Source organism: Pseudomonas sp. 2,4-D (assembly GCF_030418155.1).
Taxonomy (GTDB): domain Bacteria; phylum Pseudomonadota; class Gammaproteobacteria; order Pseudomonadales; family Pseudomonadaceae; genus Aquipseudomonas; species Aquipseudomonas alloputida.
Genome location: NZ_JAUHUI010000021.1, coordinates 20,008 through 35,509 on the forward strand (window position 1 = coordinate 20,008; position 15,502 = coordinate 35,509).

Sequence of the window (15,502 nt, forward strand, 5' to 3'; positions counted from 1 at the left end):
GCCGGCCTCTTCGCGGGCAAGCCCGCCCCAAGGTCGGTTCAAGCGATTGCAGGTGCCTTGGCGCTCGCCTTGTGCGCCAGCAGGGTGTAGATGCACGGCAACACAAACAAGGTAAACAGCGTGCCAATCGACATCCCGGTGGCAATCACCATACCGATGTCGAACCGGCTGACCGCTCCCGCCCCGCTTGCCAGAATCAGCGGCACCATGCCGAACACCATAGCCGCAGTGGTCATCAGCACCGGCCGCAGGCGAATGGCCGCAGCTTCCTCGATCGCTTCGCGCACACTCAGGCCGCGCTCATCGCGTAGCTGATTGGCGAACTCGACGATCAGGATACCGTGCTTGCTGATAAGCCCGATCAATGTCACCAGCCCGACCTGGGTGTAGATGTTCATGCTCGACACACCCAGGAACAGCGGCAAAAGCGCGCCACAGATGGACAACGGCACTGTCACCAGAATCACCAACGGGTCGCGGAAGCTTTCGAACTGTGCAGCCAGCACGAGGAAAATGATCGCCAGCGCCAGGCCGAAGGTGACCCACAATGCGCTGCCTTCCTGTACATACTGGCGGGCCGCGCCGGCGTAGTCGAAGGCAAAGCCTTCCGGGGCCTCTTCGCGAGCGATGTCCTGCACGGTCTTCAGCGCCTCGCCCAGGCTGACCATGGGCACGCCCTGGATGATCGCAGCGTTCAGTTGCTGGAACTGGTTGAGCTGGCGTGGGCGAGCGCGGTCGGTGAGGGTGATCAGGGTGGACAGCGGCAGCAACTGGCCCTGGTCGTTCTTCACGTAGTAGTTGTTCAGCCAGCCGGGGTTGTCGCGGTAAGACCGTTCAACCTGGGCGATCACCTTGTAACTGCGGCCTTCAAGGGTGAAACGGTTGATTTCCGCCTCGCCCAGCAGGGTCGCCAGGGTGCCGCCGAGGGTGTCCATCGATACCCCCATCTGCGCCGCCTTTGCCCGGTCGATGTCCACCACCACTTCGGGCTTGTCGAAGGCAAGATCGATATCGAGGAAGGCGAACTTGCCCGATTCCTGAGCGCGCGTCTTGATGCGCTGGGCCACGTCCAGCAGTGCCGGGTAGTCGCCAGCGGTATTGATTACAAACTGGAATGGCAAGCCCTCGCCAGTGCCGGGCAACGACGGCAGGTTGAAGCCGAAGATCTGCAGCCCGCTGATTTCCTCGAGTTTGGCCTGCACCAGCGGCAGTAGCTCCATCTGTGTGCGTTCGCGCTCGTTCCAAGGCTTGAGCAAAAAACCACCGATACCGGTCTGCACGCCGTTGAAGCCGTTGATCTGAAACGACGAGTAATACTCGGGGAAGGCCTTGAACAGCGGTGTGAACTGGTCGGTGTAGGCGTTGAGGTAGTCGAGGTTGGCCGGTTGAGGCGAGCTGCTCATCATGAAAATCACCCCCTGGTCCTCGTTGGGCGCCAGTTCGTTCTGGGTGAATTTGAGCAGCACCGGGATCAGGCACAGGATGATCACGGCAAACACCAGCACCACCGGCCGGCTGTCGAGGGTGGCGTGCAGCACACGCTGGTAGCGCCCTTTCAGGCGTTCGAACAGCTGGTCGAGGCGGTGGGCCAGGCCGCTCGGGTTCTGCTCCCGGCGCAGCAGCAGGGCGCACATCATCGGTGACAGGGTCAGGGCAACGATACCGGAAATGATCACCGCCCCGGCCAGCGTCAGGGCAAACTCCTTGAACAGCGCGCCGGTGAGCCCGGTGAGGAAGCCGATCGGTGCATACACGGCGGCAAGGGTGATGGTCATGGACACCACTGGCATGGCAATTTCGCGCGCGCCTTCCAGGGCTGCGTCGAACGGCGACTTGCCTTCTTCCATGTGCCGGTGAATGTTCTCCACCACCACAATGGCATCGTCCACCACCAGGCCGATGGCCAGCACCATGGCGAGCAGGGTCAGCAGGTTGAGCGAGTAGCCCATCATCTGCATGAAGAACAGTACACCGATCATCGACAGCGGTATGGTCACCACCGGAATCAGTACCGAGCGCAGGGCACCGAGGAACAGGAACACCACCACGATGACGATCAGCACCGCTTCGCCCAGGGTCTTGATCACTTCGTCGATCGAGGCCTGGATGAACCGCGTGGCGTCGTAGGCAATCGACACTTTCAGTGCCGAGGGCAGCTGGCTTTCCAGCTCAGGCATGATGCGCCGCACTTCCTTGATGACATCCAGTGGGTTGGCGGCCGGGGTGGCTTTGATGCCGATATAGACCGACGGGGTGCCGTCGAACGAGCTGACCGTGTCGTAGTTTTCTGCGCCCATCTCGACCCGCGCCACATCGCCCAGCAGCACGCGGCTGTCACCGCTGGTCTTGAGCGGCAGGGCGGCGAACGCCTCGGCCGACTTCAGCTCGGTGCTGGCGTTGACGCTGGTGACCACGTATTCGCCTTTCACCTCGCCAGCAGCGGAAAGGAAGTTATAGCGGCGTACGGCATTGGTCACGTCGGTAGCCGAAAGGCCGAAACCGGCCAGCTTCACCGGGTTCAGCCAAAGGCGCATCGCGAACACCTGGTTGCCGAGGATCTCCGCCTCGGCCATGCCCGGCAAAGTGGCCAGCTTGGGCTGGATAACCCGTGACAGGTAGTCGGTGATCTGCGGGTTGCTCATTTCCTTGCTGTAGAAGCTGACGTACATCAGCGCCGAGGCGTCGGCAGCTTCCTTGCTCAGTACCGGGTCTTCGGAGTCCTGGGGAAGCTTGTTACGCACCTCATTGGCCTTGGCCAGCAGCTCGGTGAACAGCCGGTCGCTGTCGGCGCCAATGCGCGCGTAAATGGAAATGATCGAGAAGTTCTGCCGGCTCACCGAGGTCATGTAGTCAATGCCTTCGGCGCTGGCCAGGCTTTGCTGCAATGGCTGGGTGATATAGCCCTGAATGGTTTCGGCGTTGGCCCCGGGGTAGGCGGTGGTGACCGTAATCAGGGCGTTTTCCATTTGCGGGTACTGGCGGATCTGCAGCTTGTTCCAGGCCTGGAAGCCGAGCAGCAGAATCAGCAGGCTGACCACGCTGGCCAGCACCGGGCGGCGGATGAACGGGTCGGTGAACGCCATGTCAGCCTCCTGTCAGTCCTTGGCCGCTGCGCCCGGTTCGGGCATGAGGGCGTTGTCCTGGCCAATGCGTATCGCGGCACCGGGTGTGAGTTTCAGCTGCCCGGCGGTGACCACCTGTTCCCCGGCCTGCAGCCCTTCGCGGATCACAACCACGCCGTCTCGGCGCTCGCCAGTTTTTACCGTGCGCTGTTCGGCGATCAGTTGGGGTTGGCCCTTGTCGTCGTATTCCGGTTTGCCGTCCTTGTCCTTTTTCGGTGAGGCGACATACACCGAGTTGCCATACAGGGTGTAGGTAATGGCGCTTTCCGGCACCACCACTTGCGGTTGCGGGTTGGGCAGCAGGATCAACAGGCTGGCGAACATGCCTGGCAGCAGTTTGCCGTCGGGGTTGGCCATGGTGGCGCGTATCAGCAGGTTGCGCGTGGTTTCCTCGACCTTGGGGTTGATGGCGCTGAGGCTGCCGGGGAAGCGCTGACCCGGGTAGGCGGCCACTTGCACCAGCACCTGCTGGCCCAGGCTTAGTTGTGGCAGCGCCTGTTCCGGCACGTTGAAGTCTACGTACAGGCTGGACGTGTCTTGCAGGGTTGCGATCACAGTGCCGGCGGCCAGGTACTGGCCGATGTCCACCTGGCGGATGCCGATGGTGCCGCTGAAAGGTGCATTGATGCGTTTCTTGATCTTCTGCGCCTTAAGCTGCTCGACCACTGCCTGGTTGCGCCGGTACTGGGAGGAAAGGCGGTCGAACTCGCCGCGGGAGATGGCCGAATCGCCCACCAGCTGGCTGCCACGGCCGAAGTCGACCTTGGCCAGGCCCAGGTCGGCCAGGGCGGTACCGAGCAGGGCTGTTTCCTGATCGTCGTTGAGCTGCAAGAGCAGTTGCCCGGCCTTGACCTGCTGGCCTGAGTCGAAGTGCAGGGATTTGACGATGCCTTCCACCTCCAGGCTCAGATCCACGCCCTGCAGCGCCTTGAGGCTGCCGACAGCGGGCAGGCGCTCTTGCCACGGGCGCTGTTCGGCCATGGCAGCTGCCACGGTGATGGGTGGCTTGGGGGCAGTGAACATCTGGATCTGCTGGTAGATCGAGAAGGCTTTGTAACCCCCCAGGGCCAGCACGATCAGCAGAACCACGGCCAACATGATGAGCATGCGGCGGCGCAGCATAGGTCCGGTTCCTTGGATGCAGTTGTTATTCGCTTCTACACGACAACGGGCGATCCTGCCCACGTGTGAATGGGGGAAGTATTGACTGTTTTTCGGGAGGAGGGGTGTGAAATGCCTGTGCCGGCCTTTTCGCGGCTAAAGCCGCTCCTACAGGGACCGTGTAGAACCCTGTGGGATCGGCTTTAGCTGCGAGAAGGCCAGTGAGTGCAACAGAAAAATCAGACGAGATGCAGGTGGTTGTCCCAGAAGCCGGACGGCAGGTTCATCGGTTGCCCGACCAGTTCGGCCTTGCGGCAATCGTAGAACCGGCAGCGGCCCTGCCCGGAGGTGACGACAAAGCCGTCCTTCACCGCGCCAACGCCTGCGCAGTCGGGCATCGGGGCATCCAGCCGCACCGCGCCGCTGTCCAGGTCCCAGACGAACAGGCGGTTGGCCCGCGGTGCAGTCAGCGCCACCAGCCGCAGCTCGCTGTGGATGGCAACGCTCGCGGTGTATTGGGCCATGGCTTGCAGTTGCCGCTCCGGCACCGGGAAGGCCTTGAAGGGCTCGCCCGGGCGCTTGATCGCCAGCAGCTCGGCAGTTTCATCGGCATCGCCCATGAACTGCTGGCAGGCGGCGATGGTGCCATCGCTGGCCACTGCCAGGTGTCGCACGCTGTTCATCTGCTGGGCCAGGGTTTCCTTGCTCAACAGGGTGCCGTCGCGCTGCATCAGCACCAGGCTCGGTTGCATGGCGTCGAGGTTCATCTCGACACGGCTTTCGGCTTCGGTACGGATACCGCCGTTGGCCACGACCAGCGTTTCGCCGTCAGGCAGCCAGGCAACCTCGTGCGGGCCGATACCGTGGGTCGGGATCTCACCGGTGTGCACCAGGCGTTCGCCTTCGAAACGGTACACGCCAAGCACGCCGCGGCCTGGGTCGGTGGTGTCGTTCTCGGTGGCATACAGCCATTCGCCGCCTTTGTGCACGACGGCGTGGCCATAGAAGTGCCGGTTCGGTTGCGAGGCTACCGTTTGCAGCAGGCGCCCGTCACGCAGGTCGATCAGGTAGCTTTCGGTACCTGGGCGGCGGGCGACGAACAGGGCGATTGGTTGCTCGGGGTGGTGGATGATGGCATGGCAACGCTGAGCGACCTGTGTGCTGAACACCTGTGTACCGTCCAGGCGAAAACCTACGGCATAGTGCTGGCCGTCGCCGTTGTCACGCGCCGAGAGCAGCAGGGGTTCGCTGCCTTTGCTGCGGAACAGGCTCCAGCCGCCCAAGGTGAGGGCACTGAGCAATACGCTACCGAGTTTGAGTGCCTGGCGTCGCAGCATGATCAGTCACCGTCGTTGGCATTGAAGCCCAGCTGGATGTTCAGCGCCTTGGCCAGATCGCCTTCGTGCAGGCGGTGGACGACGTTCAAGCTGTCGTAGATCTGGTTGAGGGTTTGCTGGCCGGCGTCGTCGGCCAGCAGCTCACCGAGCGTTTTCTGGTTGTCGGCCAGTAACTTGAGCGAGGTAGCGTAGGCGGCGTCGATCTTGTCCGCCAGCGCTTTCTGATCGCTGGGCAACAAGCCGCGCAGGCCTTGGTTGTCTACCCCGACCCAGACGGCTTCGGCGGCCTTGAGGCTGGCCTGCAGGCTGTTCATCGAGTTGTGGCTGCGCCAGGCCTCGGCCTGCAGCGGCTGCGGGATGCCCTTGCTCTGACGGCCCATCGGTGCGCCGAGCTTCTTCTTCAGGGTGTCCAGGGCGGTAACCTGGGCGCGCAGCAGATCGGCGATAGCCTCGTGGGAGTCGGCATAGCGCTGGTTGGGGAACTTGGTCATCTGCGAAAGCATGCCATCGGTGCTGTTCCAGCCTTTGAGAATCTCCTCTGCCAGGGCTTTCTGGTGTGCGCCGATGGCCACCAGCAGCGGGCAGTAGCGGGCTTTCTGTTCGGCAGTGGCGATGTCCGGCTTGCTGTCGAACAGGATGTACTCATAGGCCGACAAGCCACGCACCACTACGCTGGACTTGCCCAAAACCTCAGCATCAACTGGCTTGTCGCCGTTGACCAGTTGCTCGACCTGACGGCCGACCAGGTTTTTCTTGTCGGGCCAGAATTGTACCTGCCAGGCGCGGTTGCCTTCGGCCAACGGACCGACCAGCAGCGGTTGCAGCTCGGCCCAGGCTTTTTGTGCGTTGAGGAAGTCGGCGCGGGCTTTTTCCAGGCTTTCCTTGCCTTCGCAGTAGGCCAGGGCGCTGGCAGCCAGCGTACGGTCGGCTTCGACCCAGCGGCTGTAGGTAGGGAGGATCACCTGGTTGGCGATGGCGGCGGAGGTCACTGCTTGCGGGTCTTGTGGCGAGCAGGCACCGAGGGCGAGTGCGGCGAGGCTGGTGAACAACAGTTTGGGTCGGAACATGCCCGGCTCCTTTGCGCGTTTAAAGTGAGTTCAGGAACGCGAGCAACGCAGCGCGCTGCTCGGCATCGAAAGTGAGTACGAAATTGCGTGCCGCCTCGGCTTCGCCACCGTGCCACAGCACGGCCTCAAGCAGGTTGCGGGCGCGGCCGTCATGCAGGAACTGGCTATGGCCACTGACCGTTTCGCTCAGGCCGATGCCCCACAGTGGCGGCGTACGCCAGTCCTGGCCGTTGGCGGCGAATTCGGTGCGCTCGTCGGCCAGCCCCGGGCCCATGTCATGCAGCAGCAGGTCGCTGTAGGGGCGGATGACCTGGTTGGCCAACGCGGGTTCGGTGGCGTCGGCGGCGGTGGTGAACTGCGGTGTGTGGCAACCTTGGCAACCCGCCTGGTAGAACAGGTTCTTGCCCGCCAGTACCTGTGGCGAGCCGACGTCGCGGCGGGCCGGCACAGCCAGGTTGCGGGTGTAGAACGTGACCAGGCGCAGGATGTTGTCGCTGACTTCTTTCTCGCCATCGGCACCGTCGCCGTTGGGCGCAGCCAGGCAGCCGGTTTGTGCCGGGGTGCAATCGTCGTTGGGCAGCAGGGTGCTGGTCAGGCCCATGTCGCCGGCAAAGGCGTGCACGTTCTGCTGGTTGACGTTGGGCTGCCCGGCTTTCCAGCCGAAGCGGCCGATCACTGTTTTGCCCTGGGCGTCGTCCCACACACGGTTGGCCCGCCCGCGGATACCATCGCGGTTACGGTCGTCCGGGTCTTCGTTGGCCAGCAGGTCGGCTTCGGGGATCGCTTCAAGCAGGCCCAGGCCGATCATCGGTGGTGCCACCCGCGCAGAAAAGCGCGTGTCGGGGTGCATCACTCCATAGCCGAGCTGGGTGATTTGCAGGGCCGGCTTGCGCAGCTCGACCTGGTGGCCGTCCTTGAATGACACGGTTTCGCGGGCGTAGCTCACCCGCACCTTGCCTTCGGGCGCCACGCCGGGGACGGCCATGTCCTGTAACTGGGTGCCGTAGACGGGCTCTGGCACCACGCCAAGGCGCTCGATCACTTTGGCCAGGTAGGGTTGGTCGGGGAGCGACAGGCGCACCAGCATACCCACGGCGTTGCTGTCGCCCGGCTCTGGCGGGTGGCCACGGCCGTCGCGCACGTGGCAGTTCTGACAGGCGTTGGTATTGAACAACGGGCCCAGACCATCACGCGCGGTGGTGGTTGACGGTGCGATCACCCAGGGGTTGCGAAAGAAGCTGTTACCCACGGCGAAGTCCAGGCGCTGCTCTGGCGAGAGGTTGGCCGAGGGCAGGGAATAGGCATTGCGGTCGCTGCGCTGCACGGTCGCCTGGCCACCCGACAACGCTTCGCCGGGCTCGGCGTGGGTAAAACGCGGGGCGTCGTCACAGGCGGCCAAGGCCAGGGTCAGCAGCAGGGGGGGGAGTCGGGACAGCGACAAGGACATCTAGAATCCTGGGCGTGAGCGAAAAACCGGCGTGCAGCTTAGCAGGCCCAGGATCATTGAATAAGAGCAATTTGCGTTTGCTTGATGAAATCGCTGCGAGCGCGGTTGGTCAGGCCAAATAGAGCATGAAGTGTCGGTTGACCAGGTTGACGATCAGGTTCTTGTTGCCGCCACCGCGATTATCGCCGGTGACTTCGATCACTTCTTCGCTGGTGTATTCCATGGAGGAGGCGGTAATGCACTTGATTGCGTCCATGTGCGCAGGTTGCCAGTAATCCTGGAATATCCAGATGCTGGTGTCGGCAGACGGGCCGAGGATCAGGCGCAAGGCCTTGTGGTTCTCAGTGGATCTGCCGATCCACGGGATGGCCAGCGAGCCATTCCAGACGTGCTGGGCGCCGACTGCCAGGCTGTTGCTGCGGTTTTCACCGTCGATCAGGGTCAGGGTATAAGGCGTGTTATTGGCGATGGAGCGCAAGTAGGTGACGTTGGCCATGTAGTGGTTCCTTTCAATGTTCAGTTTTCGGGCGTGGTAACGGGCTGGTCGGGGCGCGATAGACATAGGCCGCGAGCAAGGTGATTTCGTTGAACGGAGGGTCGAGCTCGGCTGGATGAAAGCGTCCGAGCAGCTGCATCCCTTGGTCGATGGCGACTGCCTCGAACATACGGCGGTCAGTTTCGTTGGGGTCGTACAGGTAGATCTTGCCGTGGCGGGCAACTACCCGGCACATTTCCTCGGCCACATGCCGGGTGATCGGAGCGCCCATCAGCGTCACGTGAGGGACTGCATGGTCGTCGAGGGGAAAATCCGGAGCATCGTATTCCCATACGACGATGAGGTTGGGAATGTGCCCGCCAGCGAACGGCCCGTTGGAGATGAGCTGGCCAGCCTTGTTCAGGTTGTACGCATCGTTGAATCCGGTGATGAGGTCTTCCCCATTCATGCGCTGGACGATTCGGCCTTCGCCCCAGACATCAAGAATCTGCAGCACTGTGCCTCCTGTTAGGTTTGATCGAAGGCCTACAGGATGAGCATCTGCGCGCACGCCAGGCAGCGGGAAGCGTTTTACCCGGCAGCAAACGAAAACGCCCGGCACAAGGCCGGGCGTTCGCGATGAAGCGCTACAGCAGGATCAGAACTCGTGATCCGCAGTGTCCGGGTTCAGGTTGGCAATGCCCAGCTTGCCCGCGGCCTGCTCGATCGACCCGGTCTGCTTGACCAGGGCGGCGATGGCGTCCCGTACAACCTGGTTGCCGGCAGCGTTGTCGGCGGCGATCAGTTGGTCGTAGTGCTCGCCTTTGAGGGCATGGTCGACGATCACCTGAAGCTTGGCCTCGGTGGCTTCCAGATCGGCCTTGAGGGTTGCATCGGCGGCCGGGTCAACCTTGGCGACCAGCGACGACAGGCTAGGGCCGGTCAACTTGGTGCCGTCCGGGCGGGTGTACTCGCCCAGGTAGACGTTGCGGATGCCCTTGGCGTCGTAGAAGTGCGAGTAGTGGGTGTTGTCGCTGAAGCAGTCTTGCTCGTCTTCCGGCGAGTTGGCTTCCAGCGAAACTTTCATGCGCTCGCCAGCCAGTTCGCCCAGCGACAGGCTGCCCATGCCGAACAGCATCTTGCGCAGGCCGTCGTTGACAGGCTCGGCTTCCAGCTTGGCGCGGTAGTTGTCGGCGACGTTCGGTGCCCAGTTGCCGACCATCTCTTCGAGGTCGGTGACCAGCAGGTCGGTAACCGCTTTCAGGTAGGCGCGGCGGCGGTCATTGTGGCCGCCGGTAGCGCCCTGGCCTTCCAGGTAGTCGGATGCCGGGCGGTTGCCAGCGCCAGGGCCGGTGCCGTTCAGGTCCTGGCCCCAGAGCAGGAATTCGATGGCGTGATAGCCCGTGGCGACGTTGGCCTCGGAGCCAGCCAGCTCGTTCAGGCTAGCCAGTTTTTCGGGGGTAATGTCCTTGACGTCGACCTTCTCTTCGCCCACCTGGATCTCGGTGTTGGCGATGATGTTGGCGCTGGCCCCCGGGTTGCCCAAGGCGTGCTCGTAGCTCTTGTCGACGTAGTCGATCAGGCCTTCGTCCAAGGGCCAGGCGTTCACCTGGCCTTCCCAGTCGTCGATGATGGTGTTGCCAAAGCGGAAGGTTTCGCTCTGCAGGTACGGTACGCGCGCGGCGAACCAGGCTTCCTTGGCGGCTTTCAGGGTTTCGTCGTTGGGCTTGGCCAGGAACGCGTCGACTGCGGTCTGCAGCGTCTTGGCAGTGCTCAGCGAGTCGCTGTACACGGCGTAGACCATGTCGGTGTAATGCTTGACCACGGCTTTGCCGGCTGCTTCGTCGACAGCCCCTGACGCAACAGCGGTGGTGGCGGCAGCAGGTGCCTGTGCTTGCGGCGCGGCGGCTTTTTCGTCCTTGCCTTCACCGCAACCGGCGAGGGCGATGGCAATGGCCAGCAGACTGGCGGAGGCCAGAGGCATTCGAATCATTATTGGTTTTCCTGCATCGTGTGGTTGGACCAAAGGGGTGGACCGTGCGCCGTGGCACGCAAAACTACAACATCATGCGAAAGATTTGCATTTGCTGTAAAGGGGCGGGCGCGCAATTCATGAAAATCAGGGGCTCGGCCTGTAACCGGGCAGGTGCCTCAGGACACCGAAACCCGGTTGCGTTGCGCTTGTTTGAGGAAATGGGTCAGTTCACGGGCCGAAAGGGGCTTGCTGTAGTGGTAGCCCTGGCCCTCGTGGCAACCCTGGGCCACGATGTAGGTTTCCTGCTCGGCCGTTTCCACGCCCTCGGCGATCACCTGCATCCCCAGGCTCTTGCCCAGCTGGATGATGGCGCGAACGATGGTGGCGTCGTCATCGTCGTCGAGCAGGTCCTGCACGAAACTCTTGTCGATCTTGATCTTGTCCAGTGGCAGCGACTTCAGATAGCTGAGTGACGAGTAGCCGGTGCCGAAGTCGTCGATGGCAATCAGCGCCCCGGAGCGGCGCAGGCTCAACAGGTGCTGGGCGGCGGTGCTGATGTCTTCCATCAGGCCGGTTTCGGTGACTTCCAGTTCCAGGCTGCGCGGTGGTAGGCGATAGGCTTGCAGCAGGTTGTTGACCACCCGTGGCAACTCGCTGTGGTGCAGTTGCACGGTAGACAGGTTGACCGCCATGCGCAGGTCGCTGAAGCCTTGGTCGTGCCATTCGCGCAGTTGCCGGCAGGCCTGGTCAAGCACCCATTCGCCGATGCTGATGATGCTGCCATTCTGCTCGGCCAAGGGGATGAACTGGTCGGGTGGCACCATGCCCAGTTCCGGGTGCTGCCAGCGCAGCAGGGCCTCTACGCCAACCACTCGGTGGTCGCGGTAGCTGATCTGTGGCTGATACACCAGGTACAGCTGGTTGCGAGGCAGGGCTTCACGCAGGTCCTTTTCCAGTTCGCGACGGCGACGCATCTCGCTGTCGACGCTGGCGATATAGAACTGGTAGCGGTTTCGCGAGCGGGCCTTGGCCAGGGTCATGGTCTGTTCGGCTTTCTGCAGCAGTTTTTCGGTGCTGTCACCGTCTTCGGGGAACAGGGTGATGCCGATGGTCGCACGCAGGCGGATTTGCTCGTGGTCGAGGTCGAACGGTACTTCCAGGTCATCAAGGATGCTTTGCGCCAGTTCGGCAGCCTCGTAGGGCTGTTCGATATTGGCCTGTACCAGGGCGAACTGGTCGCCGCCCAGCCGCGCCAGAGCGCCCAGGCGGCCGCTGTGGGCGCGTAGTCGATCGGCCAGGGCCAGCAGCAACTGGTCACCGACCTGGTAGCTGAATTGTTCGTTGATACCCTTGAAGTCGTCCAGGCCAACGCACAGCACTGCCACACGGTGCTGCAGGCGGCCGCCGTCGACGAGGATCTTGTCCAGTTGCTGCTGCAGTTGCTGGCGGTTGGGCAGGCCGGTGAGGAAGTCGTACTGGGCCATGCGCTGCAGGCTGTTTTCCGCCTCGTGACGCAGATGGGTGTTGCGCTCGATCGAGGCCAGCAACTGGTTGGCGGTGTTCACCCACAGGCCCAGTTCGTTTTTCTCGTGGCCCTTGAGCAGCGGTATCTGGTGCTGGCTGGGGCGGTCAGGGTTGATCTGGGTGAGGTGCTCGATGATCTTCGACAGCGGTTTTGTCAGCAGCCAGTGGTAGACCAGGTAGAGCACCAGGCCCATGGCCATGGCCCGCAGCACGCCGGATATGAAGATGATCACCGCGTTGATCAGGAAATCTTTGCCGTAGGAGGAGGTATCGAGGGTAATGCTGAGGTCGCCGTAGTATTCGCTGTAAGGGCCACGGCCGACCAGTTGCGTGGTGTAGGTGCGCTCCTGGCCGAGGATGAGGTCGGTGAGCCAGCGCATGGACATGTCCTGCAGCGGGCGGGACTTTTCTGCCAGCATGGTTTCGTTGGGGTGGCCAATGGAGGCCATGCGCACTGATTCGTCCTGGAACAGGCCTTCCATGACCTGCATGCCCATTTCACGGTCGAGGCTGTAAACCGCCTGGGTCGAGGGATCGCGGAACATGTCGAGGATGCGCTGGGCATCGTTGTCCACGGCCTGGCGGGTCTTGTAGGTGTCATAGATGATTTGCGCACAGCTGAGCACGACGCCAACCGCCAACGCCGACAGCAGCACGACCCTGAGCAACTTGACCGACAAGCTGTTCCGCAATTCCAGCTTCAATGGGGTTTCCTTAATCCATGCGCATGGCATCATTTTGCCATCAACGATGACGATACACTACCGGCCGATCATGAGCAGTGTATCGGTTGCCTGACCCCGCAACTTGAATGCGCTGTATCAATCTTCCAGAGGTTTGATGTTAGCGCGCTATGCGGGCTGAGCAAGCAAAACCGTGCCAGCCTTTTTGCGGGCAACACAGGCACAAAAAAACCCGGCACATGGCCGGGTTTCTCGTTCAAGGCCGAATGACTCAGGCCTTGAAGGTCTTGCCTTCGAACTGCTCGGCAACGAAGGCCCAGTTGACCAGGTTCCAGAACGCTTCGACATACTTCGGACGCAGGTTGCGGTAGTCGATGTAGTAGGCGTGTTCCCAGACGTCGCAGGTCAGCAGCGGGGTGTCGCCGCTGGTCAGTGGGCAGCCGGCGCCGATGGTGCTGGCCAGGGCCAGGGAACCGTCAGCTTTCTTCACCAGCCAGCCCCAGCCGGAACCGAAGGTGCCAACCGAAGTCTTGGTGAACTCTTCCTTGAACTTGTCGAAGGAACCGAAAGCGGCGTTGATGGCTTCAGCCAGTGCACCGGTAGGCTGGCCGCCGCCGTTTGGCGACAGGCAGTTCCAGTAGAAGGTGTGGTTCCAGACTTGAGCGGCGTTGTTGAAGATGCCGCCCGAAGAGCTCTTGACGATCTCTTCCAGGGTCTTGCCTTCGAATTCGGTGCCTGGGACCAGGTTGTTCAGGTTCACGACATAGGTGTTGTGGTGCTTGTCGTGGTGATACTCCAGGGTTTCCTTGGAGATGTGCGGCTGCAGAGCATCATGGGCGTACGGCAGCGGCGGCAATTCAAAAGCCATGGTGGATCTCCTGATTCAGGTCTGTTTGCGGTTTGCGCAAGGCCGATCACGGGCGGCCCGATAAGCGTCGGCGAGTCTGTACTCTTTGCGACGCAAGGGCTGGATCATAGCACCGGGCCCGGCGCATAACCACGCAACAAACATAGGGAATAGAGGTTCCGCAGGGGTTGGGCTGTGCCGACCGGCGGCTCGGCGTTGCGCGGGTGTTGCCTGCAAGACCGCGTGCCGCTCGATCTTGCCGTTGATGAATATGCCGCGCCCCGGGGTCAGTTGAAGATCAATTGCGCCGCCACCGCGAACATCATCACCGCCACCATCAGGTCGAGCATGCGCCAGGTCGCCGGCCGCGCCAGCCACGGTGCCAGCCACGCCGCGCCAATGGCCAGGGTCGAGAACCACAGCAGCGAAGCGCTGGCCGCACCGGCCACGTAGGCGCCAGGGGCGGACTGTTGGGCGCCCAGCGAGCCGATCAGCAACACCGTGTCGAGGTACACGTGCGGGTTCAGCAGGGTCACCGCCAAGGCGCTGAGCAGTACGGCGCGACGTGAGCGAACGCCTTGGCCTTGCTGGTGCTGCAGGCTCTGCTTGGAGCAGGCGCTGCGCAGCGCCTTGGCGCCGTACCAGATCAGGAACACTGCGCCGCCCCAGCGGGCAATCGCCAGCAAGGTCGGGTTGTGTGCCAGCACGGTGGCCAGGCCGAATACCCCGGCGGCCACGAGGATGGCGTCACAGACGATGCACAGCGCTGCCACCGGCAGGTGATGCTCACGGCGCAGGCTCTGGGCGAGGACGAAGGCGTTCTGGGCGCCAATGGCCATGATCAGGCCGAAGGCCACCAGCATGCCATTGAGATAGCTTTGCCACATGGCAGGGCTCTCCAAAAAGGGTCACGAAAGATGCTGGCCATTGTGATGTTCGGCGCTGTATAAGAAAAACAAATAAAGCTCATAACCCATTAGGAAAATCGATGTTCGACTACAAACTGCTGGCTGCCCTCGCGGCCGTGATCGAACAAGGCGGTTTCGAGCGTGCGGCGCAGGTGCTGGGCTTGTCGCAATCGGCCATTTCCCAGCGCATCAAGTTGCTCGAGGCGCGGGTCGGTCAGCCCGTGCTGGTACGTGCCTCGCCGCCTGGCACGACCGAAGTCGGCCGGCAGCTACTCAACCACGTGCAGCAGGTGCGCCTGCTTGAACGCGACCTGCAGCGCCAGGTACCGGCGCTGGACGAAGAGGGCATGCCGGAGCGCCTGCGCATCGCTCTCAACGCCGATAGCCTGGCCACCTGGTGGGCCGGCGCGGTGGGCAACTTCTGCGCACAACAGAACGTGCTGACCGACCTGGTGGTTGAGGACCAGGAAGTGGGCCTGAAACGCATGCGTGCCGGCGAAGTGGCGGCCTGCCTGTGTGGGAGTGAGCGGCCGGTCGCCGGCGCACGCAGTTTGCCACTGGGGGCCATGCGCTACCGGGCATTGGCCAGTCCCGTGTTCATGGCGCGGCACTTCCCCCAAGGTTTTGTCGCCAGCCGTTTGGCCCGTACTCCAGCGATCGTGTACGGCCCGGACGATTTCCTGCAGCATCGCTACCTGGCATCGCTGGGCATTGAGGGTGGTTTCCTGCACCACCTGTGCCCTTCATCCGAAGGCTTCCTGCGCATGACCGAGGCCGGGTTGGGGTGGGGCCTGGTGCCCGAACTGCAGGCCCGGGAGCAACTGGGCAGTGGGCAATTGGTGGAAATCTGCCGCGATACCCCTATCGATGTGCCGCTGTACTGGCATCATTGGCGCAATGGCGGGCAATTGCTCGCGCAACTGACCGACCACCTGCGGCACACCGCACAGCATTGGCTGGTGCCCTTGTAGCCATGGCTGACGTCAGTTGCATCTGAAATCTGGCAAGACGGAGTG

At 62.5% G+C, this 15,502-nt stretch carries 12 protein-coding genes; 1 reads left to right on the forward strand and 11 read right to left on the reverse strand.

The genetic code is table 11. The annotated features are described in order from the left end of the window. Positions 1-38: 38 nt before the first annotated feature. From QYE47_RS16075 to QYE47_RS16125, 11 genes are all read right to left on the reverse strand, one after another. Positions 39-3,083 carry a multidrug efflux RND transporter permease subunit gene (locus tag QYE47_RS16075; RefSeq protein ID WP_070383491.1) on the reverse strand — a complete coding sequence of 1,015 codons (3,045 nt, stop codon included), beginning with the start codon at positions 3,081-3,083 and terminating at the stop codon, positions 39-41. A gap of 12 nt (positions 3,084-3,095) precedes the next feature. After that, complete coding sequence (locus QYE47_RS16080; RefSeq protein ID WP_014589794.1) at positions 3,096-4,244, reverse strand: efflux RND transporter periplasmic adaptor subunit; 1,149 nt, start codon at positions 4,242-4,244, stop codon at positions 3,096-3,098. A gap of 218 nt (positions 4,245-4,462) precedes the next feature. Next, positions 4,463-5,560 (reverse strand): DUF1513 domain-containing protein, encoded by a 1,098-nt coding sequence (locus QYE47_RS16085; RefSeq protein ID WP_010952112.1) that lies wholly within the window; start codon positions 5,558-5,560, stop codon positions 4,463-4,465. Between the two features lie 2 nt (positions 5,561-5,562). Further along, entirely contained in the window at positions 5,563-6,627 is a 1,065-nt protein-coding gene (locus tag QYE47_RS16090) for an imelysin family protein (RefSeq protein WP_070383492.1), read from the reverse strand. A 19-nt stretch (positions 6,628-6,646) separates the two neighbouring features. Beyond that, positions 6,647-8,074 (reverse strand): di-heme oxidoredictase family protein, encoded by a 1,428-nt coding sequence (locus tag QYE47_RS16095; protein ID WP_019439054.1) that lies wholly within the window; start codon positions 8,072-8,074, stop codon positions 6,647-6,649. Between the two features lie 109 nt (positions 8,075-8,183). Continuing rightward, positions 8,184-8,570 (reverse strand): hypothetical protein, encoded by a 387-nt coding sequence (locus QYE47_RS16100; protein ID WP_014589797.1) that lies wholly within the window; start codon positions 8,568-8,570, stop codon positions 8,184-8,186. Between the two features lie 13 nt (positions 8,571-8,583). Beyond that, a complete protein-coding gene (locus tag QYE47_RS16105; protein ID WP_014589798.1) occupies positions 8,584-9,066 on the reverse strand; it encodes a hypothetical protein in 483 nt (160 codons plus the stop codon). Between the two features lie 141 nt (positions 9,067-9,207). Beyond that, complete coding sequence (locus QYE47_RS16110; protein ID WP_014589799.1) at positions 9,208-10,542, reverse strand: imelysin family protein; 1,335 nt, start codon at positions 10,540-10,542, stop codon at positions 9,208-9,210. A 158-nt stretch (positions 10,543-10,700) separates the two neighbouring features. After that, positions 10,701-12,752: a bifunctional diguanylate cyclase/phosphodiesterase gene (locus QYE47_RS16115; protein ID WP_014589800.1), complete on the reverse strand. Its 2,052-nt coding sequence runs from the start codon at positions 12,750-12,752 to the stop codon at positions 10,701-10,703. Positions 12,753-13,002: 250 nt separating this feature from the next. Continuing rightward, positions 13,003-13,599 carry a superoxide dismutase gene (locus QYE47_RS16120; RefSeq protein ID WP_012312902.1) on the reverse strand — a complete coding sequence of 199 codons (597 nt, stop codon included), beginning with the start codon at positions 13,597-13,599 and terminating at the stop codon, positions 13,003-13,005. 266 nt (positions 13,600-13,865) lie between these two features. After that, the gene (locus tag QYE47_RS16125; protein WP_003255185.1) at positions 13,866-14,465 is read right to left on the reverse strand and encodes a LysE/ArgO family amino acid transporter; all 600 of its coding nucleotides are present in this window, start codon (positions 14,463-14,465) and stop codon (positions 13,866-13,868) included. Between the two features lie 101 nt (positions 14,466-14,566). Between QYE47_RS16125 and QYE47_RS16130 the strand changes: the two genes are divergently transcribed. Next, entirely contained in the window at positions 14,567-15,457 is an 891-nt protein-coding gene (locus QYE47_RS16130) for a LysR family transcriptional regulator ArgP (RefSeq protein ID WP_019439053.1), read from the forward strand. The last annotated feature ends 45 nt before the right edge of the window (positions 15,458-15,502 follow it).